The sequence below is a fragment of the Amycolatopsis coloradensis genome (assembly GCF_001953865.1).
Lineage (GTDB): Bacteria > Actinomycetota > Actinomycetes > Mycobacteriales > Pseudonocardiaceae > Amycolatopsis > Amycolatopsis coloradensis.
Window position 1 is genome coordinate 83,841 of sequence record NZ_MQUQ01000015.1, and the last position, 21,075, is coordinate 104,915.

The 21,075-nt window shown below is 66.6% G+C and carries 19 protein-coding genes, 2 tRNA genes and 2 pseudogenes; 15 read left to right on the plus strand and 8 right to left on the minus strand.

Translation table 11 applies throughout. The annotated features are described in order from the left end of the window. The first annotated feature begins 122 nt into the window (after nucleotides 1-122). From gyrB to BS329_RS25910, 4 genes are all read left to right on the plus strand, one after another. Nucleotides 123-2,090: a DNA topoisomerase (ATP-hydrolyzing) subunit B gene (gene gyrB / locus BS329_RS25895; protein ID WP_076163865.1), complete on the plus strand. Its 1,968-nt coding sequence runs from the start codon at nucleotides 123-125 to the stop codon at nucleotides 2,088-2,090. 51 nt (nucleotides 2,091-2,141) lie between these two features. Further along, nucleotides 2,142-4,661, plus strand: coding sequence for a DNA gyrase subunit A (gene gyrA / locus BS329_RS25900; protein ID WP_076163866.1), 2,520 nt, complete (start codon nucleotides 2,142-2,144; stop codon nucleotides 4,659-4,661). 39 nt (nucleotides 4,662-4,700) lie between these two features. After that, nucleotides 4,701-5,390, plus strand: coding sequence for a DUF3566 domain-containing protein (locus BS329_RS25905; RefSeq protein ID WP_076163867.1), 690 nt, complete (start codon nucleotides 4,701-4,703; stop codon nucleotides 5,388-5,390). Nucleotides 5,391-5,437: 47 nt separating this feature from the next. Further along, a tRNA-Ile gene (locus BS329_RS25910) sits at nucleotides 5,438-5,511 on the plus strand. Between the two features lie 60 nt (nucleotides 5,512-5,571). On the opposite strand, the gene BS329_RS44705 is transcribed toward BS329_RS25910, so the two are convergent. Together BS329_RS44705 and BS329_RS41995 are read right to left on the minus strand one after the other, a co-directional pair. Next, nucleotides 5,572-5,883 (minus strand): site-specific integrase, encoded by a 312-nt coding sequence (locus tag BS329_RS44705; protein WP_244197296.1) that lies wholly within the window; start codon nucleotides 5,881-5,883, stop codon nucleotides 5,572-5,574. A gap of 1,059 nt (nucleotides 5,884-6,942) precedes the next feature. Continuing rightward, nucleotides 6,943-7,746 (minus strand): annotated as a pseudogene (locus tag BS329_RS41995) (DUF3631 domain-containing protein). Between BS329_RS41995 and BS329_RS25935 the strand changes: the two are divergent. The 6 genes from BS329_RS25935 (at nucleotide 7,745) to BS329_RS25965 (ending at nucleotide 11,235) form a co-directional block, all read left to right on the plus strand. After that, a complete protein-coding gene (locus tag BS329_RS25935; protein WP_076163870.1) occupies nucleotides 7,745-8,134 on the plus strand; it encodes a hypothetical protein in 390 nt (129 codons plus the stop codon). The pseudogene BS329_RS41995 and the gene BS329_RS25935 sit on opposite strands and share 2 nt — an antisense overlap. A 4-nt stretch (nucleotides 8,135-8,138) precedes the next feature. Then, entirely contained in the window at nucleotides 8,139-8,354 is a 216-nt protein-coding gene (locus BS329_RS25940; protein ID WP_076163871.1) for a hypothetical protein, read from the plus strand. Between the two features lie 110 nt (nucleotides 8,355-8,464). Then, nucleotides 8,465-9,325, plus strand: a complete 861-nt coding sequence (locus BS329_RS25945; RefSeq protein WP_143253202.1) for a hypothetical protein — start codon at nucleotides 8,465-8,467, stop codon at nucleotides 9,323-9,325. Between the two features lie 1,008 nt (nucleotides 9,326-10,333). Further along, nucleotides 10,334-10,522: a DLW-39 family protein gene (locus BS329_RS25955; RefSeq protein WP_037308710.1), complete on the plus strand. Its 189-nt coding sequence runs from the start codon at nucleotides 10,334-10,336 to the stop codon at nucleotides 10,520-10,522. Nucleotides 10,523-10,559: 37 nt separating this feature from the next. Further along, nucleotides 10,560-10,632 (plus strand) — tRNA-Ala (locus tag BS329_RS25960). Nucleotides 10,633-10,716: 84 nt separating this feature from the next. Then, nucleotides 10,717-11,235 carry a phosphoribosyltransferase family protein gene (locus BS329_RS25965; RefSeq protein WP_076163874.1) on the plus strand — a complete coding sequence of 173 codons (519 nt, stop codon included), beginning with the start codon at nucleotides 10,717-10,719 and terminating at the stop codon, nucleotides 11,233-11,235. Between the two features lie 496 nt (nucleotides 11,236-11,731). Here the strand turns inward: BS329_RS25965 and BS329_RS25975 are convergent, their stop codons facing one another. Continuing rightward, complete coding sequence (locus BS329_RS25975) at nucleotides 11,732-12,583, minus strand: ADP-ribosylglycohydrolase family protein (protein WP_076163876.1); 852 nt, start codon at nucleotides 12,581-12,583, stop codon at nucleotides 11,732-11,734. A 184-nt stretch (nucleotides 12,584-12,767) separates the two neighbouring features. On the opposite strand from BS329_RS25975, the pseudogene BS329_RS25980 reads away from it, so the two are divergent. After that, nucleotides 12,768-13,860: pseudogene (locus BS329_RS25980) on the plus strand (DNA glycosylase AlkZ-like family protein). 92 nt (nucleotides 13,861-13,952) lie between these two features. Here BS329_RS25980 and BS329_RS25985 read toward each other — a convergent pair. From BS329_RS25985 to BS329_RS25995, 3 genes are all read right to left on the minus strand, one after another. Continuing rightward, complete coding sequence (locus tag BS329_RS25985) at nucleotides 13,953-15,230, minus strand: M14 family metallopeptidase (protein WP_076164409.1); 1,278 nt, start codon at nucleotides 15,228-15,230, stop codon at nucleotides 13,953-13,955. A 92-nt stretch (nucleotides 15,231-15,322) separates the two neighbouring features. Beyond that, nucleotides 15,323-15,964 carry a pyridoxine/pyridoxamine 5'-phosphate oxidase gene (locus tag BS329_RS25990; RefSeq protein WP_076163877.1) on the minus strand — a complete coding sequence of 214 codons (642 nt, stop codon included), beginning with the start codon at nucleotides 15,962-15,964 and terminating at the stop codon, nucleotides 15,323-15,325. A gap of 3 nt (nucleotides 15,965-15,967) precedes the next feature. Beyond that, complete coding sequence (locus BS329_RS25995) at nucleotides 15,968-16,699, minus strand: hypothetical protein (RefSeq protein WP_076163878.1); 732 nt, start codon at nucleotides 16,697-16,699, stop codon at nucleotides 15,968-15,970. Between the two features lie 99 nt (nucleotides 16,700-16,798). On the opposite strand from BS329_RS25995, the gene BS329_RS26000 reads away from it, so the two are divergent. Further along, complete coding sequence (locus BS329_RS26000; protein WP_076163879.1) at nucleotides 16,799-17,323, plus strand: DUF2020 domain-containing protein; 525 nt, start codon at nucleotides 16,799-16,801, stop codon at nucleotides 17,321-17,323. 168 nt (nucleotides 17,324-17,491) lie between these two features. Next, nucleotides 17,492-17,944, plus strand: coding sequence for a DUF6918 family protein (locus BS329_RS26005; RefSeq protein WP_076163880.1), 453 nt, complete (start codon nucleotides 17,492-17,494; stop codon nucleotides 17,942-17,944). A 237-nt stretch (nucleotides 17,945-18,181) separates the two neighbouring features. Here the strand turns inward: BS329_RS26005 and BS329_RS26010 are convergent, their stop codons facing one another. After that, nucleotides 18,182-18,892 carry a hypothetical protein gene (locus tag BS329_RS26010; RefSeq protein ID WP_076163881.1) on the minus strand — a complete coding sequence of 237 codons (711 nt, stop codon included), beginning with the start codon at nucleotides 18,890-18,892 and terminating at the stop codon, nucleotides 18,182-18,184. A gap of 90 nt (nucleotides 18,893-18,982) precedes the next feature. Between BS329_RS26010 and BS329_RS26015 the strand changes: the two genes are divergently transcribed. After that, a complete protein-coding gene (locus BS329_RS26015; RefSeq protein WP_076163882.1) occupies nucleotides 18,983-19,543 on the plus strand; it encodes a peptidylprolyl isomerase in 561 nt (186 codons plus the stop codon). Nucleotides 19,544-19,595: 52 nt separating this feature from the next. After that, nucleotides 19,596-20,558 (plus strand): rhomboid family intramembrane serine protease, encoded by a 963-nt coding sequence (locus BS329_RS26020; RefSeq protein WP_076163883.1) that lies wholly within the window; start codon nucleotides 19,596-19,598, stop codon nucleotides 20,556-20,558. A gap of 127 nt (nucleotides 20,559-20,685) precedes the next feature. Here the strand turns inward: BS329_RS26020 and BS329_RS26025 are convergent, their stop codons facing one another. Further along, nucleotides 20,686-21,063, minus strand: a complete 378-nt coding sequence (locus tag BS329_RS26025) for a PH domain-containing protein (protein WP_084750291.1) — start codon at nucleotides 21,061-21,063, stop codon at nucleotides 20,686-20,688. Nucleotides 21,064-21,075 lie beyond the last annotated feature (12 nt).

The following is a 21,075-nucleotide window of genomic DNA, read 5'->3' on the forward strand; positions in this document are numbered from 1 at the left end:
TGGACGAATTAGCGCGCCTGTGAGCAAATCAGGGGTGTCCTTGCCGCATGTCAGCGGACGCGGCCAAGTACACTGGAGACGAGCGAGCTTCCGCTCGGGGTAGACGAGGAGAATCAACGCCTGTGACCGAGAACAAGAGCGAGTACAACGCGTCGTCGATCACGGTGCTCGAAGGCCTCGAAGCAGTCCGCAAGCGTCCCGGTATGTACATCGGCTCCACCGGAGAACGCGGCCTCCACCACCTCGTGCAAGAGGTGGTCGACAACTCCGTCGACGAGGCGATGGCGGGCCATGCCACCAAGGTCGAGGTTACCCTGCTGGCCGACGGCGGGGTGCGGGTCGTCGACGACGGCCGGGGCATCCCGGTCGACATGCACCCCAAGGAGAAGAAGCCGACCCTCGAGGTCGTGCTCACCGTGCTCCACGCGGGTGGCAAGTTCGACAGCGACTCCTACGCGGTCTCCGGTGGTCTGCACGGCGTCGGTGTCTCCGTGGTCAACGCGCTTTCGAAGACGCTGCTCGCCGAGGTCAAATACGGCGGCCGCAGCTGGCGCCAGGAATACACGAACCAGCTTCCCGGTGAGCTGGAGGACCTCGGCCCGGCCGAGGACACCGGCACGACGATCACCTTCTGGGCCGACGACGACATCTTCGAGACCACGACGTACAACTTCGAGACGATCTCCCGGCGTCTTCAGGAGATGGCCTTCCTCAACAAGGGCTTGACCCTTTCGCTGCGCGACGAACGCGTCGCCGACGAAGAGACCGAAGAGGACGCTTCCGGCCAGGCGGCGCGGGTCAAGGAAAAGACCTACTGCTACCCCGGCGGTCTCGAAGACTTCGTCAAGCACATCAACGGCAGCAAGGACCCGATCCACGCCAGCGTGATCTCCTTCGAGGCCAAGGGCACCGGCCTCGAGGTCGAGGTCGCCATGCAGTGGAACAACGGCTTCACGCCGTCGGTGTACACCTTCGCCAACACGATCAACACGCACGAGGGCGGCACGCACGAAGAGGGCTTCCGCGCCGCGCTCACCCGCGTCGTCAACGCGTACGCGCGCGAGAAGAAGCTGCTCAAGGAGAAGGACCCCAACCTGACCGGTGACGACGTGCGCGAGGGGCTCGCCGCGATCGTCTCGATCAAGTTGTCCGAGCCGCAGTTCGAGGGCCAGACCAAGACCAAGCTGGGCAACAGCGAGGCGAAGACGTTCGTTCAGCAGACGTCGAACGAGTGGCTGGCCGACTGGTTCGAGCGCAATCCCACCGAGGCGAAGACGATCATCAACAAGTCGATCTCCTCGTCGCAGGCGCGGATGGCCGCCCGCAAGGCGCGCGACCTGGTCCGCCGCAAGGGCGCGCTGGAGATCGGCGGGCTGCCCGGCAAGCTCAAGGACTGCCGGTCGACCAACCCGTCCGAATGCGAGCTCTACATCGTCGAGGGTGACTCGGCCGGCGGTTCGGCCAAGGAAGGCCGCGACTCGATGTACCAGGCGATCCTGCCGATCCGGGGCAAGATCATCAACGTCGAGAAGGCCCGTATCGACCGCGTCCTCAAGAACAACGAGGTCCAGTCGCTGATCACCGCGCTCGGCACCGGCATCCACGACGAGTTCGACATCGAGAAGCTGCGCTATCACAAGATCGTGCTGATGGCCGACGCCGACGTAGACGGCCAGCACATCACCACGCTGCTGCTCACCTTCCTGTTCCGGTTCATGCCCCCGCTGATCGAGCACGGGCACGTGTTCCTCTCGCGCCCGCCGCTGTACAAGATCAAGTGGCCGCGGGCCGAGCCGGAGTACGCCTACTCCGACAGGGAACGCGACGCCGTCATCCAGGCCGGTGTCGAGGCGGGCAAGCGCCTCCCCAAGGACGACGCGATCCAGCGCTACAAGGGTCTCGGCGAGATGAACGCCGAAGAGCTGTGGGAGACCACGATGGACCCGGCGAACCGGCTGCTCGGCCAGGTCACCCTCGACGACGCCGCGCAGGCCGACGACCTGTTCTCCGTGCTGATGGGCGAGGACGTCGAAGCGCGCCGCTCCTTCATCACGCGCAACGCCAAGGACGTTCGCTTCCTCGACGTGTAGTCACGTCCCGTTTCTCTGTCCCACCAGGACTGCCCTCACGAGAAGGACCTCATGACGGAAACCTTGCCGCCTGCTCCGGACCACGACCGGATCGAACCGGTCGACATCCAGCAGGAGATGCAGCGCTCCTACATCGACTACGCGATGAGCGTCATCGTGTCGCGGGCCTTGCCGGACGTGCGTGACGGCCTCAAGCCGGTGCACCGCCGCGTGCTGTACTCGATGTTCGACTCCGGCTTCCGCCCCGACCGCGGGTACAACAAGTGCTCCCGCGTCGTCGGCGACGTGATGGGCAACTACCACCCGCACGGTGACTCCGCGATCTACGACGCGCTGGTGCGGCTCGCCCAGCCGTGGTCGATGCGGTACCCGCTCATCGACGGGCAGGGCAACTTCGGCTCGCCGGGCAACGACCCCGCCGCGGCCATGCGGTACACCGAGTCCCGCCTCGCGCATCTCGCGATGCACATGCTGCAGGACATCGAAGAAGACACCGTCGACTTCTCCGACAACTACGACGGCCGCACCCAGGAGCCCGACGTCCTGCCGGCGCGGTTCCCGAACCTGCTGGTCAACGGTGGTTCCGGGATCGCGGTCGGGATGGCGACGAACATCCCGCCGCACAACCTGCGCGAGGTCGCCGACGGCGTCAAATGGGCGCTGGAGAACTTCGAGGCGAGTGACGACGAGCTGCTCGCCGCGCTGCTGGTCCGGGTCAAGGGCCCGGACTTCCCGACCAAGGCGATGATCCTCGGCAACTCCGGTATCGAGGACGCGTACCGCACCGGCCGCGGCTCCGTGCGCATGCGCGCGGTCGTCGAAGTCGAAGAGGACGCCAAGGGCCGCACGATCCTGGTCGTGTCCGAGCTGCCGTACCAGGTCAACCCGGACAACCTGGTCGAGAACATCGCGAACCTGGTCCGTGACGGCAAGCTCACCGGCATTTCCGACATCGCCGACGAGTCCAACAGCCGCAGCGGGATGCGCATCGTCGTCACGGTCAAACGTGACGCGGTCGCGAAGGTCGTGCTGAACAACCTGTACAAGCACACCCAGCTGCAGCAGAACTTCGGTGTCAACATGCTGGCCCTGGTCGACGGCGTGCCCCGCACGCTGCGCCTCGACCAGATGATCCGGCACTACGTGAAGCATCAGATCGAGGTCATCGTCCGCCGGACCCGCTTCCGGCTGCGCAAGGCCGAAGAGCGCGCCCACATCCTGCGCGGTCTGGTCAAGGCGCTGGACATGCTCGACGAGGTCATCGCCCTGATCCGGCGCTCGCCCTCGGCCGAAGAGGCCCGGCCCGCGCTGATGAGCCTGCTCGACGTCGACGAAATCCAGGCGACCGCGATCCTCGACATGCAGCTCCGCCGTCTCGCGGCACTGGAGCGGCAGCGGATCGTCGACACGCTGGCCGAGATCGAACTCGAGATCGCCGACCTCAAGGACATCCTCGAGAAGCCCGAGCGGCAGCGCTCGATCATCGCCGAGGAACTGCAGGAGATCGTCGACAAGTACGGCGACGACCGGCGCACCAAGATCATCCCGTTCGACGGCGAGGTCTCGGTCGAAGACCTCATCGCCGTCGAGGACGTCGTCGTCACGATCACCCGCACGGGTTACGCCAAGCGAACGAAAACCGATCTGTACCGATCGCAGAAACGCGGCGGCAAGGGCGTGCAGGGCGCGACCCTGAAACAGGACGACATCGTCCAGCACTTCTTCGTCTGCTCGACCCACGACTGGATCCTGTTCTTCACGAACAAGGGCCGCGTCTACCGGGCCAAGGCCTACGACCTGCCCGAGGCCAACCGCAACGCGCGTGGTCAGCACGTCGCGAACCTGCTCGCGTTCCAGCCGGACGAGAAGATCGCCCAGGTCATCGAGATCCCGAACTACGAGGTCTCGCCGTACCTGGTGCTCGCGACCCGGCGCGGCCTGGTGAAGAAGACCAAGCTCACCGACTTCGACTCCAACCGCGCCGGCGGCCTCATCGCGGTCAACCTCCGCGAAGGCGACGAGCTGGTCGGGGCCGTGCTCGCGGCCGCGGAAGACGACCTGCTCCTGGTGTCCGCGGAAGGCCAGTCGATCCGGTTCCACGCCACCGACGAGGCACTGCGCCCGATGGGCCGCGCGACGTCCGGTGTGCTGGGCATGCGGTTCAACGACGGTGACGAACTGCTCGGCATCAACGTCGTCCAGCCGGACAGGTTCCTCCTCGTCGCCACCGACGGCGGCTACGCCAAGCGCACCCCGACCGACGACTATCCGGTCCAGGGCCGCGGCGGCAAGGGTGTGCTCACCATTCAGTACGACCGGAAACGTGGCAGGCTGGTGGGCGCGGTCATCGTCGACGCCGAAGACGAGCTTTACGCGATCACCTCCAGCGGCGGGGTGATCCGGACTTCGGCCGGACAGGTGCGCAAGGCCGGCAGGCAGACGAAGGGAGTGCGGCTGATGAATCTCGACGAAGGAACCACTCTTCTCGCGGTCGCACGCAACGCGGACGAGCCCTCAGACGTCGCCACTGCAGGTAGTACTGAAGGAGAAGAAACCCCGGCGTCGGAGTAGTAGGCGACGCCTCACGTACTGGGTAAGGACTGACACCTCGTGACACCATCCGAGAAGCCCGAAGCAGGCGGCGCGCAGGCGGGTTCGTCGAGCCCGCCTTGGCAGCGCGACAGCGGTGCGGGGGAGGCCGACGGCGCCAGTGAGCAGACGGTCTCGGTGTCTTCGGTCGCCACCGAGGACGTGGCCCACTCGGAACCGAAGCAGGACGCGACAGCAGTGACCGATTACCACGGGGTCAGCGGCACGGCCGCGAAGAGGATCTTCGGCGACAGCGGAGAGGGCGAGCAGCCCGCCTCCTCCGCCATCCCGTCGGCCTCCCGCACTCGTGCCACCCCCACCGCGCTCCGCCGCCCCGGCCGCGGACCGCGTCGCGCCAGCCTGCAGATCAAACGCTTCGACCCGTGGTCGGTGCTGAAACTGTCCCTCGTCCTCGGCGTCGCGCTGTTCTTCGTGTGGCTCGTCGCCGTCGGCGTCCTGTACACCGTCCTCGACGGCATGGGCGTGTGGGACAAACTCAACGGGACCTACTCGTCGCTCGTCGGCGGGGAAGGTGCCGACGCACCGGCCGACCCGTTGATCAGCGCGGGCCGCGTCTTCGGGATCGCGGCCATCCTCGGCGCCATCAACATCGTGCTGATCTCGGCCCTCGCCACGGTCAGCGCGTTCATCTATAACGTCTCCGCCGACCTCGCCGGAGGCCTGGAAGTGACCCTTTCCGAACGAGAGTGACCCGGTTACAGGACGCCGAAAGGCGTCCTGTAATCTTCTCTTCGTTCGGGCCCATAGCTCAGGCGGTTAGAGCGCTTCGCTGATAACGAAGAGGTCCCAGGTTCAAGTCCTGGTGGGCCCACGCTGCTCAGGGGCGGTTTCCCACCAAAGGGAAACCGCCCCTGAGTGTTTATCTGGGTGACTACGCCGCTGAATCATCCTTGAAGATCTCATCCATGGCCTTCGCGTCCTCCTGGATGATCGGCCGTAGCTGATGGCGATAGACCAACTCAGTCACAGCCGTCCCGTTGTGGCCCATGAGTTGAGAGATCTGCTCGATCGGCATGCCGCTGTCAGAGAGCAATGACGCGAAGCTGTGACGAAGCTCTCTCGGCGTCCATTCGTTTGGATTGAGCCCGGCTTTGGCGCAGACCTTCCGGAACCCGCGCCGGACGTTCGCCGCATCCAGCTCAGTGCCGACGTCCGACGCGAACACCAAGTTGTTCTCTGCCACCGGTCGCCCGCGACACGTCGCGCGAAGTCTTGCTTCGCGCGCTGGGCTCGTAGCGCTTCGACGCACCGCTGAGGCAGTGCGAGCGAGCGGCGTGACTTCCTGGTCTTCGTGTCGCCACCCAACCGTACGGAACGCCAAACCATGATGTGCGGCGGAATCGGCGGTGTCGCATCCGGCACACCGACGAGGTCCGTGCGCTCCCACTTGAGTGGGCGTAGCTCTTCGGTCCGGGCGCCGATCAGCAGCGACAACGTGATGTAGGCCCGTAGCTGCGTCCGCTCGGCTGCCTTGAGAAGCGCTTCGGCCTGGTTGAATGTGAGCGACTTCGACGGCCTGCCTGCCAGACCTTCGGGGATCTCGCAGAGCAGTACGACGTTCCGTCGCACCTTGTCCCGCTTCTGGGCTCGCGCCACTGCTCGCCGAAGGATCGAGTGCAGGTCGCGAAGAGTCCGCGTTGAGAGGATCTTCGCCTTCGCAGCGAGCCACTTGTCTACTTCGTCCGCGCTCAGTTCGCCGAGCTTCCGCGCTCCGAGGTCGGGGATCACGTGTCCCTCCGCGAGAATCGTCAGCTTCTCGACCGTCGATTCGGACCGTCGAGGCACAGCCTGAGCCACCTTGTAAGCGCGGTCTTCTGAGGGCAAGCCATCGTCAAGGTCCCGGACCAACGCCTTCAGCTTCTGCTGTGCCTCGGTCTTTGGTCTTGCCGCTCGCCTTGCGCGTGATCCGCTTGCCTGCCGGGGTGTAGCCGGTGGTCACCGTGGCGATCCACCGTTGGCGACCCTCGTCCCAGTGAAGTCCGCCGTCTCCGCGACTACGCCGTCTCCGCGACTACGCCGTTTCGCCATAGCTGACCCCCGCTTCGTTTATGAGCAACTGGACGTATTCCTGAATGGCGATGGCCGGAACGAGCCGGGCGCGCCCCTGCTTGACGGAGCGCAGCCGCCCCGCGCGCAACTGCTAATAGATGACCGATCGGCTCATCGAGAGCAGGCGCATCGCTTCCGTGATCCGGTAGAGGTGCCGCTCAGGCACTGCGACCGGCATGGGCACTGTGTTCATCTATGCCTCCCCCTTGGCGCTCAACATGGGCGTGGTTTCGGCCGCGACCTCCGCGACCGAGGCAACCGCGCAGGTCAGACCAGGCGCGGAGGTCGCGTTGGTGCCGCGACCGTCCGCGACCTCCGGCACCGACCCGGTTGCGGAGGTCGCGGAGAACAGCGGCGGCGGGTCGGGGAGCGATGTCCCGTTGACCTGCGAGGTTACGGAAGTCGCGGAGGTCGCGCCCGATTCGAGCGGCGGCAGGTAGCGGCTCCACGCGTCGGCAAGCCCTGCTTCACCGTCGATGCGGTAGCCCTTGAGCGTCTTGCCGTTGACCTTGAGGTCTTTCGGCCTGACTAGGTACCGCTCAAGCTCCTTGGCCAGCCTTCGGCTATCGAGCGGTTTGCCCTGGAGATCCGTCCACGGGCCGTCTTCGATGTCGTGCAGCTCGCGAATCAGCTCGGCCGTGACCATGCGATCGACCTTCTGGGCACCGAAGACTTGCCGGACATCGGCGAGCAGGCGCACGCCGAGCGAAACCGTCTGCGGTCCGTTCTCAAGGACGAAATGCCGACATGCCTTCCGGGCGGTCTCCGGCCAGTGCCCACCGGCCGCGTCCGCGATGGCGAGCAGCGGACGTCAGATTTCCGCCGCTCGATCCCGAACACCGTCTGGCCGTTCGGGGCGGGCTCGGCTGACCTCGTCGCCGACTCGGCTCATCCAAGCTTCCAGCTCGCCACGAACGGGCGCGGACTCCCGCTCGACGTCCTCTTCGACCGAGCGTTTCGAGTGGGCCGCAGAGAAGTCCGGCGATCCGCTCGCCATGGCGGCCGGAGCGTTCTACCGCGCTGGCGAGCTGATCAACTCGGCCGAGTGGCGCGGAGCGCTCACCTACCTCGAGCATGCTCGCGCCCAGCTCGACGGCCAGCTACGTGGAGGTGAGGAGGCAGCGCACGCGCTATACGGCGCGCTCCGTCTCAAGTCTGGTCTTGCCGCTGCCCGTGCTGGCGACACCGACACCAGCGAAAACCACCTTAGCGAAGCTCGTCAGCTCGCTGCCCATGTCACACCAGGGTCTGACTACTGCCGCCTGGCGTTCGATCGTGACAACGTCGCGATCTGGTCTGTCGGCCTGGCCGTCGAACGGCGCGACGGCACGGAAGCCGTAAAGCGCGCGTCGGAGATGCAGATTAGTCCGACAACCCCCAGGTGAGCGGGTGGGTCACCACTGGATCGACCTTGCCCGCGGCTTCCAACTCCACGGAGACCGGGCCCGTTCTCTCCAGGCGCTCCAGCTCGCTCGCCAGGTCTCGCCTCAGCAGACCCGCTACCACCCGCATATCCGGGAAACCGTGATCACGCTCGCCGAGCAGGACCGTCGGAGGTCAGAGACTCTCGCCGGATTCGCTCGCTGGGCGAACATCAAGATCTGAGCAGGCGTTGGGTCGCAGGACGGTTACGGACGCTGGCAAACGAGTGAACGGCTTGGCAAGATCAGCCCGAACGGCTGAGTAATAACCCTTACGTGTTGTAGCGTCCCGACGTGGTTACGCACCGTCTGCAAACAGGAAAGGTTGCAAGATTCCTTCTTGAGCCGCCGCTTCAGGAGCGCTTCGACGCGACGCCAGCGCAGGTGATCACGTCTCGGATCGTGCCTGGCGCAAGGATCGAGAGGTATCGACGCACCTGGATCGTCGGTTACACCGAGCTGCACGGCCACGTGCTCCACGGCCGGATCGGCTACGAGCGCAATCCCAGCGTCTTCGAGTTCTATGACGAAGAGGAGAGGGACTTCATTGGGGTGACCTTTCGGCTCGGCAACGTGACTCCGTTTGCCATCAACACGACCAATCTGGTCCTAGCGTTTCAAGCGAGGCCACCGGAGATCGTCATAGGCTCTGTGTCTAACGCGATCGCAATGATGTTGAGCGAAGGTGACTCGCGTTGGCACGTGGAGTCCTTGTTGGCTTCCCGGATGTCGCTACGCGAGTGGACTCAGTCGGTTGACCGCGTGACCCGGATCCGGTTCAACATCCGGCAGCCCAACCCGCACTATCAGGATGCTCCCGACTTGGAAGCTCTTATCGAGCAAGCACGGGCCGAGGTCGGGCGGCTCGAACTTCAGGCTGCTGGTGGTCTTGATCTTGCGAGCCCCTTCGTGGAGCAGACGCTTCGACACGTCGATGAGCACAAGTATGGGGAAGCCCGTCTGACCGGAACTACGTCGAGCGGGACCGAGTCGATCTACAGCACTGAGATCGCAACAGTCGAGACGGTTGTTGAGGCTCCGGCGGACCCCGCAACGGGTGAAGTTGGGCAGGCTAGCCTTGCGGATGCTGTAGCAAGTGAGAATGAAGACGCTTCAGCGGTAGCAATCCAGACGGAGAACGTCGACACTGAATAATGTGGTAACTATCCAGGCGGCTACGCAACCGCATCACAAGCGTCCTTGGCGATCTTCCGCCATGGGCGCGGTCGTGCTGTCGCCTGACTTCTACGTCGGCGTTCCGCTCGGCCTGCTGTGTAGCCTGCCGGTCGTCTTCAGTGTCACGGCTGCTGCCACGACACAGACTGTTCTGCTCGGGATCTCTGCTGTTGCGGGTGCGCTGGTGGCACTCGTTCTTACGGCTGTTTCCGTGTTGATTGTCGTCATCACGCCAGCGTTCGGAAAGATCGTGGGTCGGACGCCACGTGGGATCAAGGGGTTGATGCGCCCTTACCGGTGGGTTATCGCAGTCTGTGCGGTTTCGTGCGCCGTAAGCATCGTAGCTGCGCTTTCATGGCCATGGATTCAGTCTCTGTGGCCTATGAGGTTAGTGGGTGCTGGTGTTCCCCTCGCCACGCTCTTCTGGGGCCTCGGGGGCTGCTTGCAGATCATCGGCTTGACGACCAGGACTATCGACCAGAGTCGCCAGATAAGTGAGCTGGAGGAGCGAGCTGCCGCCTTGAAGGCAGGCGGACTCGCGGGGGTAGGGCGTCGGCACTGAGCGTCATGCTGAGTTGAGCGACGAACTGGGCGACAATCGGCGTGGCGATCACTGGATCTCTACGGACGTTGGCGGACGTTCGATCCGCAGGTGGGACACGGCGTTTCAAGGTCAACAGAGGGTGATCTTGGCCTGATAACGAAGAGGTCCAGGTTCAAGTCCTGGTGGGCCCACCCGGCTAGCCCGGTTGCATCTGCAGAAAGCGCAGATCGTGACCGGGTGTTTTTTGTTTTGCGAGTCGAACCCCAGACTCCCGCCAGGGAGGGCTTCGCCCCCCTGGACCCCCCAACGTGTTTGGTCGCGTGGCCGTGGCGGTTCTCTTGATGTGGTTCCACGTGGAACGTCGGGCGCCAGGCGTCCGGGGATCCGCGTGCAGTAGCATCGGCGGGTAAGCGGAGCAACTCGGCGGAAAGAGGGGGCTTCTGATGAAGAAGCTGTTGGCACTCGCGGTCATCGCGGGCGGCGTGCTGTTCGTGATCAAGCGCAACAAGGCCGCCAAGGCCGAGGCCGACCTCTGGCGTGAGGCCACCGCGCCCACCGAGCGTCCGCTCGGCGCCGTCTCCACGAACGGAAGCGCCCCGGCCAAGGCCGCGGACGCGTCCCGCAACAACTGAGGTTTCCGCGGGCGGTTATCCTGGTCGCCCGCGACCCGGGGCTGTAGCTCAATTGGTAGAGCACCGCCTTTGCAAGGCGGGGGTCAGGGGTTCGATTCCCCTCAGCTCCACACGCGACAAAAGGCCTGGCCGGATAAATCCGGCCAGGCCTTTTTCTGTTGCCGGGTAGCGAGCTCGTGCGCCACGATCGCCGCATGACGAGCGATCTTCTCCGGCAGTTCCAGTGGGTCGGTGGACATGCCGACCTGTGGCCGGTGTTCCGCGACGGCGACACCTTCCGTGAAGTGATCAAGGCCTTGGTCGAACCGTTCCGCGCGGCGGGGGTGACGGCGGTCTGCGGAATCGAATCGCGCGGTTTCCTGCTCGGCGGCGCGGCCGCGACGGAACTGGGCGTCGGATTCGTCGCGGTGCGCAAGGGAACCGGGATGTTCCCCGGCGAGAAACTCAGCCGCGAGACAGCCCCGGACTACCGGGGATTTCGCCACACCCTCCGAATCCAGCGCGCGTCTTTGGCGCCAGGAGATCGCCTCTTGCTGGTGGACGACTGGATCGAGACGGGCAGCCAGGCGCTCGCGGTGAAGGAACTGCTTCAGGAGGCCGGGGCCGAGCTGGCCGGCTGTGCCGTCGTGGTCGATCAACTCCGTGCTGACGTGAGGCCCGCGATCGGGCGGCTTCATGCGTTGGTGGACAAGGAAGAACTCCCGGAAGACTGAGCAGGGCTCGCACTCAACCGCGCTTCAGCGCGCATCTTGGTTCCGGCGGAACGACGTCCGCCGGACTGGAGGGGTTGTGGAGCGGAGAGACACGCGGACTCGGTATCGGGCAGGCGTTACGTCGCGGAGAGGTGACCAGCGTCGGACCGGTGGAACGCGCGCTGGCCGCCGCCGATGAACTCGGCGTGTACCTCACCCGGTTCTCGGACCACGCGCTGGTCGCGGCGCCGGAACTCAGCTCGCCTTCGCGTGCGGGCAACTCGACCCGGTCGCGGAACCGGGCCGTCCGGATAGCCGATGCCCAGGTAGAGCAGGAGCGCAAACGCTTCCGTCCTGGCCACGGCCGCCGGTCGTCGCCAGACCGCGGCGAGGGCGAGACAGGCGAGCACGACGACGGCGAACCCGAGCGCGTCGATCGGACGTTACCCGACCTCACCGGCCCAGTCTGTCGAAGCGAGCCCACGCGCACGTCCGCGTTCCGTGGATCTCGGCTACGTCAGATGTGCAGTAGCTGCCCGTCGAGTCCCATCAGGTAGTCGCGGCCGAACTCGCCGTTCTCCAGGTCCCGCCACAACACCGGCGGGAGATCCTGAGCGACCTCGGGCGACCGTGACGCGGCGGCCAGCGCGATGGTCGCGGCGGTGTCGACGTCGCCGGTGAACGCGACGCAGGTGTGGAGCATCCGGGCGAGACCACCGCCGCCGGCGAGCACGGTCAGCGCGGCGCGGACGCTCATCCAGCCCTGCGGCCCGATCCGGCCCGACCACGGCCGCGCCCAGCCGCCGTGCCCGACGTCCTCGGGAAGTATCCCGTCGATCCACCGCGCGACCTCGGTCAGCGGGCCGAGCCGATGGTGGCAGTAGTGCACGGCGAGTGCCGCCGCCTGGGCCGCGGCGATCCCGGCCGGGGTGTCGTGCGTGATCGTGGCCTGGAGTTTCGCGTGGTAGAGGACGTCGTCGACGGTCGGCAGGACCCCGATCGGCCCGGCACGCATGGCCGCGCCGCTCTTGTCGCTCTGCGGCTGGAGCCGTCGAAGCAGCTCTTCGCCGTCTCGGACCTCGCTGAGCAGCTGGTGAAAGCGCGGCGCGTAGCCGTCGTGCGGATCGCGGTGGTAGGCGAGCACGAACTGTTCGGCGAGCAGCAGCGGCGTCCACCGGCGACCCGAGACGAGCAGTTCGGCGATCGCGATCGTCATCTGCGTGTCGTCGGTGTAGCGGCCTGCCGGGACGCCGAGCTGCCCGGGATGCGGCACGTATCCGGCCAGCGTGTTGTGCTCGGCGACGAAGTTCGGATACGCGTGTTCGAAGGAGCCGCCGTACGCGTCACCGATGGCCAGTTCGACCAGCATCAGACTCCCTCCGAGAACCGCCTGCGCACCACTCGATCGTGCCAGGCTGCGGTAGGCCGCCGAATGCCCATACCGTGGAAGCATGGCGACCGAAAAGCTGCGCGCGTGGTGGGCACATCGGCAAGGTCTCGACGGGTCGCTGCACGGCGCTTCGGCGGCGGACGTGCTGGAGCGGACCGGCTGGATGCGCTCCGTCGGCGGCTCGGCGCCCTATCTCGGGCTGTTCGCCAGAGCCCGTCTCGATCGCGAGACGGTCGACGCGGACGTCGCCCGGCTCGCCATCCACGAACTGCCCTCGGCCCGTGGCTGCGCCTACCTCCTGCCCTCGGCGGATTTCGAACTCGGCCTGACCGTCGGCGCCGGGGCACCGGCGGGTGAGATCGCGGCCGCGGAGAAGTACCTCGGCGTCACGCAGGCCGAGATCGAGCAGTTGTGCGTCACCGTCGCCGACCTGCTCGACGCGGCGGCCGAACCGCTCGACCCGGCCGCGATCAAGGACGCCGCCGGGCCGGCGGTGCGCAACCTCGGCGAGGCGGGCCGCAAACGCGGCACCACCACGACGTTGCCGCTCGCGCTCGGCCTGCTCCAGGTCCGCGGTGACATCCGCCGGGTCCCGGCCAACGGGCGGCTGGACCAGCAACGCTACGGCTACGTCCGCTGGACGCCGTCTCCGCGCGGTGGGCTGTCCGGACATGGACACCGCGCAGGCTGAACTGGCCCGGCGGTACTTCTCGTGGGCGGCACCGGCGTCGCTCAAGCATTTCCGCTGGTTCTCCGGCTTCACCGCGGCGAACGCCAAGAAGGCCGTGGCACCGCTGGAACTCGTGCCGCTCGACGGCACCGACCTGCTGCTGCCCAAGGATCTCGCCGACGAGTTCGACGGCTTCACCGTGCCGTCGGAACCGTCGTACGCGCTGCTCGCCGGGATCGACGGCATCCACCTGCTGCACCGCGAGATGTCGCGGCTGCTCGACGACGCCGACGCCGGACGGCCGGTGCCCGGTGGCCGGGCGGGGGAGACGCTGGGCGGGCAGGCGGACCCGCCGACCCACCTGATCGTCGACCGAGGCCGCTTCGCCGGGTTGTGGGAGTTCGACCCCGAGACGAACAAGATTGTTTACCAGGTCTTCGGGGACGAAGACGACGCACTGCGCGAGGCGGTCGCGGAGACCGAGGAATTCGTCCGCGACAAGCTGGGCGACGCCCGGAGCTTCAGCCTGGATTCACCGAAGAGCCGGGCGTCGCGGGTGGCCGATCTCAAGACTTCAGGGCACTGACCTGGCAAGACAGCTTCGCGCGGCTCGCCCGGCAGGACCGACTTCGCCGCCGCTGCTCGGGAATCCCCAGTACCGCTCACCACCGCGCGAGGTCAAGCTCCAGCTTCGGTTATCAGGATGTCGACAGCTTTGTCGTTGCGAGCGGTCTGCTCCGGGATCACCGAAGCGGGCGGGTAGAAGCCGTCGATCCCGCCGTCCTTCGGGAACATCTCGAAGGTGTAGCTGAGGATCTTGTGCTTGCCCCACGCCCAGTCGTTGACGTCGCCGTCGGTGACGTACAGATCGCTGGACTGTTCAGGCGTGTAACCGTTGGTGGCGGCCATCTTCTTGCCGACGTCGGCGAAGCGCTTCGCTTCCTCCTCGGTCAACCCCGTGTCGGTCTCCTTCTTCGTGTAGCCATACGGCCAGAGCACCAGTTCCGAGAACGTGTGGAAGTCGATGTGCGCCTTGATCTGCTGCGCGCCGCCGACCACCCGGGAGTTCATGAACTCCGCGACCGCCTTGGTCTCGGGCTCGGAGAACGCCGAAGGACCGTGGTAGTCCTCGGCGGACGGGCTGTCGCTCGATCCGCCGCAGCAGTTCCACTTGTAGTCCCAGTTGCGGTTCGGGTCGGTGCCGACGGCGCCGCTGCCCGGAACCGGCTTCCGGGTCTTGCGCCAGCCCCGGTACTCGCCACCGGTGATGTCGTACTCGGAACCGTCCGGGTTGACGTTCGGGAGCACCTGGATCTCGTGCTCGTCGACCATCTTCTTGATGGCGGGATCGGTCGCGTACCCGCTGGTGAAGCGCTGCACGATCCGCAGGCACATCTCGGTGGTGAGGTGTTCGCGCGCGTGCTGGTTGCAGGTGAACAGGACCTCGGGCTCGTTCTCGTCCGTGCCCGCGTTGTCGCTGATCTTCAGCAGGTTCAGCTCACGGCCTTCGTAGGACTTGCCGACGCTGGACAGCGTCGCGATGTCACCGTGGTCCTTCGCGGCCTTCTGCAGCTCAGCGGTCGTTTCGGCGTAGGTGTGGTATGCCTCGTCGCCGGGCGGGAAGTCGCCGGCGACCGCCGCGGTGCCCGCCCGATCGCTCCGTTGTTTCAGCATGCTGTCGAAGTCGCCGATCGACTTCAGGCCGAACCCGTCCGCGCGCAGGCTCGCGGCCTGCTCCGGCGTGGCGACGACGGTCAGCGCGCCACCGCGCGAGCCCGCGACGTCGACACCGGTGCGGGCGACGGTGGTGCGTTTGGCGGAGTCGTTCGCGCCCTCCACCGAATACAGCCCTCTCGCCGGGTCGCCCGTCTGGGCGCTCGCGACGGGCGTCGTGACGGCCAGCAGGGCGAGCCCGGTGGCGGTCAGGGCGCCCCAAATGCGACGGCGTGTGGACATTTCGCCTCCAATGATCAGGGACCGGGTGCCGTTCACCGTCGCCGAAGTGAATTGTCCACGACAACCCGACGATGGTCGTTCCCCCTTGCCGTTCACGGCCAGAGACGTTCCTTGCGCCAGATCTCGTTCTCGCGCCGATAGCGGAAACGCTGGTGCCGCCGGTCGTGGCTCGCCTGCCAGAACTCCACTTCGGACGGCGTCACCAGGTAGCGGGTCCAGGTTTCCGGTGCCACGTCGGGATTCTCCGCGACCCACCGGCGTGCTTCCTCGGCCGCGCGGTCGAGATCGGCCGGATCATCGAGCACCTGGGACTGCCTGCCGACGAACGCCTCCATCCGGGACGCCGGCGGCCGGGTGGTGAAATCGGCCGCGGAGACCTCGGGAGCGGCGGGCGAGACCGGGCCTCGCAACCGGACCTGACGGCCGCGTCCCGGCCAGAAGAACGTCAGCGCGGCGTACGGATTCTTCGCCAGCTGAACGCCTTTCGGGCTTTCGGAACTCGTCGCGACCGCCCAGATGTCACCGTCGACGGCCTTGAGGATCACGACCCGCGCGTCCGGCACCCCATCGGCGTCCACTGTGGACAGGGTGACGGCATGCGGTGCGAGGACGTGTTCGCCCGCCTCGTCGAGCCATTCCCGGAACAGTTCGCCGGGAGTGCCCGGCGCCTGCTGGGGGTCGAACTCCGGCAGCTCCTCGGCAAACGACGGCCAGCCACGCAACGAGCCGGTCACCGGTCAGTACCCCGGCGGGCGCTGGCCGTGCTGCGGATAACCGGGCCCTGGCGGCGGATAGTGCGGCGGATGCTGACCAGGCGGCGTGCCCTGCGCGGGCGGCGGCCCGACCGGCGGGTACTGGTGGGCGGGCGGCGGCTGCTGCGGCTGCCAGCCGGGCGGCGGTTGCTGGCCGGGCGGCGGCATCGGCGGTCCGGGCGGCATCGGCGGCTGCTGGCCCTGCGACTGCTGCCACTGCACCTGCTGGTATACCTCGGCGGGCTGCGGGAAACAGAACGTCAGCTTCGCGTTGACCGAACCCTGCACCGCCGCACCCCAGAGCTTCCCGCCGACGAAGGCGTACATCTGCGCCGCCGCAACGTCGACGGCCACCATGCGCGTCTCGCCACCGAACTGATTGCCGGATTTCGCCGACGCGGCCTGCGCGGCGTCCGGATACACGCGGTCCCCGATCAGGCCCGCGATCACCACCGAAGCCGCCGTCCAGCCGACAGTACCCATCACGTTCGCCCGCGCGTGCTGCGTCGCCAGGCCGGTGAAGTCGTACAACGCGGGCGCGGTCACCTCCGGGATCGCCGCGGCGATCACGCAGTAGTTCATCGTCGACAGCATCACGGATTCGGTGAACAGGCCGACCACGGCCGCGCTCGGGCCGATCTGGACCGTGTTCAGCCTGCCACCGCTGCGCTGGATACGTTCCGCCACCGCACCCAGGTACTGCTCCTTGGTGAGCACTGATGCCTCCTGAAGACCGCTACGCGTCGCCATCGTCGCACGAACAGGACGGATGGATGCGCCGACGCGGTGAACCGATCTGCTTCACTGGACGCCACTATGCGACGTTTTCTGATCTTGCCGCTCGTCGCGGGGCTCCTCGCGGCCTGCGGGCCGACGGAACAGCCGCCGCCCGCGGCGAACCCGACCGCGCCGTCGACCACCCCGGCGCCCCAGATCCCGCCCGCGCCGGAACCCACCGGCAAGGGCCCGTGCCCTTATCTGGGCACCGAGTTCGTCTCGGATGCCAACGGGCAGAAGGTCTCCAAGGTCAAGACGTCGGCCGACCAGCCGCATCCGACCTGTTTCTTCTACGCGCTCAGCGGGAAACTGCAGCTCACCGTGCGCGTCTACGTCGGAGAACCCGCCGTCGCCAAGGCGTTGGTCGACCAGGCGGCACCCATCGACACCTCCAACCCCGCCGACGAACCGGCGGGCTGGAAAGGCGGCTACCAGCCGTCCGGCGACGGCGCCGTTTACGCCGTCGCGAAAGGTGGAAACGCGGTAGTCGTGACCACCAACCAGAAGCAGAGCGTGAAGGCACGTACGGTGGCGAAGGAGGCTATCGGTGAGCTGCAGCTCTAGGTAGTGGTATCCACACGTCAGAGTGAAGTTGATCTTGTACTACCCTATGCCGCACGCGCGAGGGTTCGCGGGACCCAGCGCAATGCCAGATCCGGCGGAGGCCGCCTCGCGGTGTGGCTCGGCGGCACAAAAGATCATTTCTCCCCATAAGACAAAAGGACAGGTTTCGTGGCTGACACCCTCAAGGAAATCTTGCTCGACTCCACCCGTCGCCCGGCGGTCGTGAGCGACTTCGAAGGCCTCGTCGACGCCGAGGTGTCGGACAAGGGCGGCGTTTCGGGTGCCGTCGTGAAGACCGGCTTCGCCGCCGTCAAGAAGATCAAGCCGGGCATCATCCCCTCCGCCGTCGACGCCCTGCTCGACGACTTCACCGTCGCCCTCGAGCCGTTCTACGGCGACTACAAGGCCAAGGGTGGCAACGACTTCGGCGCCTACCTGGCCGGCCGTGGCGACGAGGCCGCCGACGCGCTCCTGTCGGTCACCGACGCGCGCGCCGACAAGAGCAGCCGCGACAGCATCAAGAAGGTCTACGGCAAGCTGCGCCCGAACGGCAAGAAGAACGTCGAGGAGGCCCTTCCCCGCCTCGGCCAGCTGATCGACAAGCACGCGGCTGCTGTTTAATCGCGCGCTGACGTAACCGCGCCGAAGGGGCGCCCGTTCGCTTTCAACGTTCTGTTGAGGGCGGAGGGCGCCCCTTCATCGCGTTTACGTGGGCCTTCGGCCCAAAGAGGGCGCGCTACGAGTCTGCCGGTCACCTTGTTGGGCGCGTTGATCTTCGTTGTGTGGACGCGAAAGGGCCGTCCAGCGGCCTTGTGGGTCACTGGACGGCCCTAGCGACAAGTAGGCGACGAAGTGGCGTCAGTTCTTCTTGTCGGCGGAGCTGGTCGAAGCCTGGTGCCCGTTCTTCGGAGCGCCGGGCTTCGGTGTCGCGGGTGTCGCGGGCTTCGCCGGAGCCGGACCGGAAGCGGCGGGCTTCGCGGGTGCGGGCTTCGGCGCGGCCGCCGCCGGAGTGGCGGGCTTCGCGGGGGGAGCGGGCGGAGCCTTCGGAGGAGCAGGCGCGACTGGCGGCTCCTGCTTGGAACGCAGCGCGTAGGTGGCACCGGCGCCCACCACCGCGATACCGATGACCCACGGCCAGCGACGACGCTTACGCGTCCCCTTGGCAGCGGACTTCGCCTCCACGAGCGCGGCCTTGAAATCCTTCTTCGCGGCCTTGAAGTCCTTCTTGCCCCGGCGCTTGGACTCACCGGCGGACTTCGCGGCCAGGATGGCGGCCTTGCGTGCCTTACGGCCCGGCTTCCGCATCTCGGAAAGCCTGGCCAGCGCCTCCTTGCGAGCCGTCTTCGAGCTGCGCTTGAGCTCCTTGCGGGTCAGTTCCGTCTTCTTCGCGAGCTTCTTGCGCGCGCGACGGCTGGTCTTGGCGATCTCACCGGCGCTCTCGGAGAGCTTCTGCTCGGCTACCTCGACGGCGTGGGCGGTGGCTTCCTTACCCGCCTCAACCGCACGTTTGCGCAGGCCGAGCGCGCCGGCCTTCGCCGACTCGGTCACCGAATCTGCGGTCCGGGTCATGGCCTTCACCTCATTCAATCGTTTTGATTCTGCTTCGTTGCTTGTAACCTATCGTGCCCCTTTTCCCCAGATCTTGCCGCAGATGGCACGATGAAGCTCGTGACTGAAAGCAAGGGATCCCTCATCGGTGGCGCACTGAAGGCCACTCTGCACACCAATCAGGGTGACATCCACCTGAACCTGTTCCCCGACCACGCGCCGAAAACGGTCGCGAACTTCGTCGGGCTGGCGGAGGGCGGCAAGGAGTACACCCAGCCCAACGCGCAGGGCACGAACTCGGGCCCGTTCTACGACGGGTCCATCTTCCACCGCGTCATCGACGGCTTCATGCTCCAGGGCGGCGACCCGACCGGCACCGGCCGCGGCGGCCCCGGCTACAAGTTCGGCGACGAGTTCCACCCGGAGCTCCAGTTCTCGAAGCCGTACCTGCTGGCCATGGCCAACGCCGGACCCGGCACCAACGGTTCGCAGTTCTTCATCACCGTCGCGCCGACCACGCACCTGAACTTCAAGCACACGATCTTCGGTGAGGTCGCGGACCAGGCGTCCCGCGACGTCGTCGACGCGATCGGGCGCACGGCGACCGGTCCGGCCGACCGTCCGCTGCAGGACGTCGTCATCGAGAAGGTCAGCATCAGCCGCGAAGGCTGACAACGCCGATCACAGAGCCGGTTACGGGGGATTTCGGTAGGTTGGTGGCATCGTGAGCCAACCACCGAATCCCCAGTACCAGCAGGCCGCCATGCCCGGCTGCTGGTGGCACCCGAACCGGCCGACCGGGCTGAGCTGTTCGCGCTGCGCGCGTCCGGCCTGCCCGGACTGCCTGCGTGAGGCGTCCGTGGGCTTCCAGTGCACCGACTGCGTGCAGGCGGGCCGGCGGCAGGACCGCGTCCAGCAGAAGCAGTACCGCGACGCGGGCTACGGCGCGACCACCCTCGCCGGCGCCCGGCAGCCTCGGACGGCTCTCGTGACGCCGGCCTTCCTGGTGCTCAACGTCGTCATCTTCTTCATCACGGTCGCGCTGTCGGGCAGCATCTCGAACAACAACATCTCGGAGTTCTTCCAGCTCGGCAACCTGGACAACGCGCCGACGCTCGCGGGCAACGAGTGGTGGCGGATCTTCACCTCGGGATTCCTGCACTTCGGCCTGCTGCACATCGCGAGCAACGCCTTCTCACTGTGGTTCGTGGGCCGCCCGCTGGAACTCGCGCTCGGCAGGCTCCCGTTCACCGCGCTCTACTTCGTGTCGATGCTCGGCGGCTCGGCCGCGTGCCTGGTGTTCTCAGGCCTCGACGCCCTCCCCGTGGTGGGCGCGTCCGGCGCCATCTTCGGGCTCATCGGCGCGTACACGGTCATCGTCGTCAAACTCAGGCTCAACCCGACCTGGTTGCTGGTCATCCTCGGCCTGAACGTGTTCATCACCTTCCAGGTGCCGAACATTTCGATCCTCGCCCACGCGGGGGGTTTCGTCGCCGGTCTCTTGGCGACCTTCGCCCTGCTGTACGCCCCGGAAAAGAACCGGCTTCGCTGGCAGATCGGCGGGATCGCGATCGTCGTCGTGGCGATCATCGGGCTCATCGCCTGGAAGGACGCGCAGACGGTTTCCGCCGCGTACTGCCAGTTCACGCCCTACCGCGGCCAGTCCGTCTACATCTGTTACCGGTAGTGGTTCCGCTTCCCCCGTAGGTCATGCACAAAGCGGCAGCTCTGGCCGTCGCTTTGATGACTTCGGCCTTGGCACCTTCGGTCACGCAGGCCGGGCTGGTCACCTGGCCGAACGGCGATGTCCACTACTACGACAACGCCTGACCCTTAAGAGCGGTGAGGACGTCCATGACGTCCCTGGGGTCCTCACCGAGGTCGATCCGGCCGAACACCAGCAAATGCTCGCCGGATTCGACCTCGAGGGTCAGGCTGTCGCGGCCGAGACGGCGCGTCGTGCGCAGCCGGAGCCGGGCTTCGGTCCAGGAATACCGGTGCGCGCCACCCGCGGTCCTGGCCAGGATTCCGTCGGGACCGGCGGCCAGCCGGGGACGGAGCAGAGTGCCGTGCAGTGCGAGCGCGCCGACGGAGAGCATCGCGAGCCCCGTCAGCACGGTGCCGCCGACGTCGCCGCCGATGGCCAGCCACACCACACCTGCCAGCAGGAACAGGGTGAGCGCCCAGGCCACTACCACAACGTT

Coding starts and splice junctions, on each gene's coding strand:
- BS329_RS25965 (WP_076163874.1), top strand. CDS start 10,717: ATGACGAGCGATCTTCTCCGGCAGTTCCAGTGGGTCGGTGGACATGCC.
- BS329_RS26000 (WP_076163879.1), top strand. CDS start 16,799: ATGCGACGTTTTCTGATCTTGCCGCTCGTCGCGGGGCTCCTCGCGGCC.
- BS329_RS25975 (WP_076163876.1), bottom strand. CDS start 12,583: ATGCTGGTCGAACTGGCCATCGGTGACGCGTACGGCGGCTCCTTCGAA.
- BS329_RS26015 (WP_076163882.1), top strand. CDS start 18,983: ATGAAGCTCGTGACTGAAAGCAAGGGATCCCTCATCGGTGGCGCACTG.
- gyrA (WP_076163866.1), top strand. CDS start 2,142: ATGACGGAAACCTTGCCGCCTGCTCCGGACCACGACCGGATCGAACCG.
- BS329_RS26010 (WP_076163881.1), bottom strand. CDS start 18,892: ATGACCCGGACCGCAGATTCGGTGACCGAGTCGGCGAAGGCCGGCGCG.
- BS329_RS25955 (WP_037308710.1), top strand. CDS start 10,334: ATGAAGAAGCTGTTGGCACTCGCGGTCATCGCGGGCGGCGTGCTGTTC.
- BS329_RS25985 (WP_076164409.1), bottom strand. CDS start 15,230: ATGTCCACACGCCGTCGCATTTGGGGCGCCCTGACCGCCACCGGGCTC.
- BS329_RS25935 (WP_076163870.1), top strand. CDS start 7,745: ATGGCGGCCGGAGCGTTCTACCGCGCTGGCGAGCTGATCAACTCGGCC.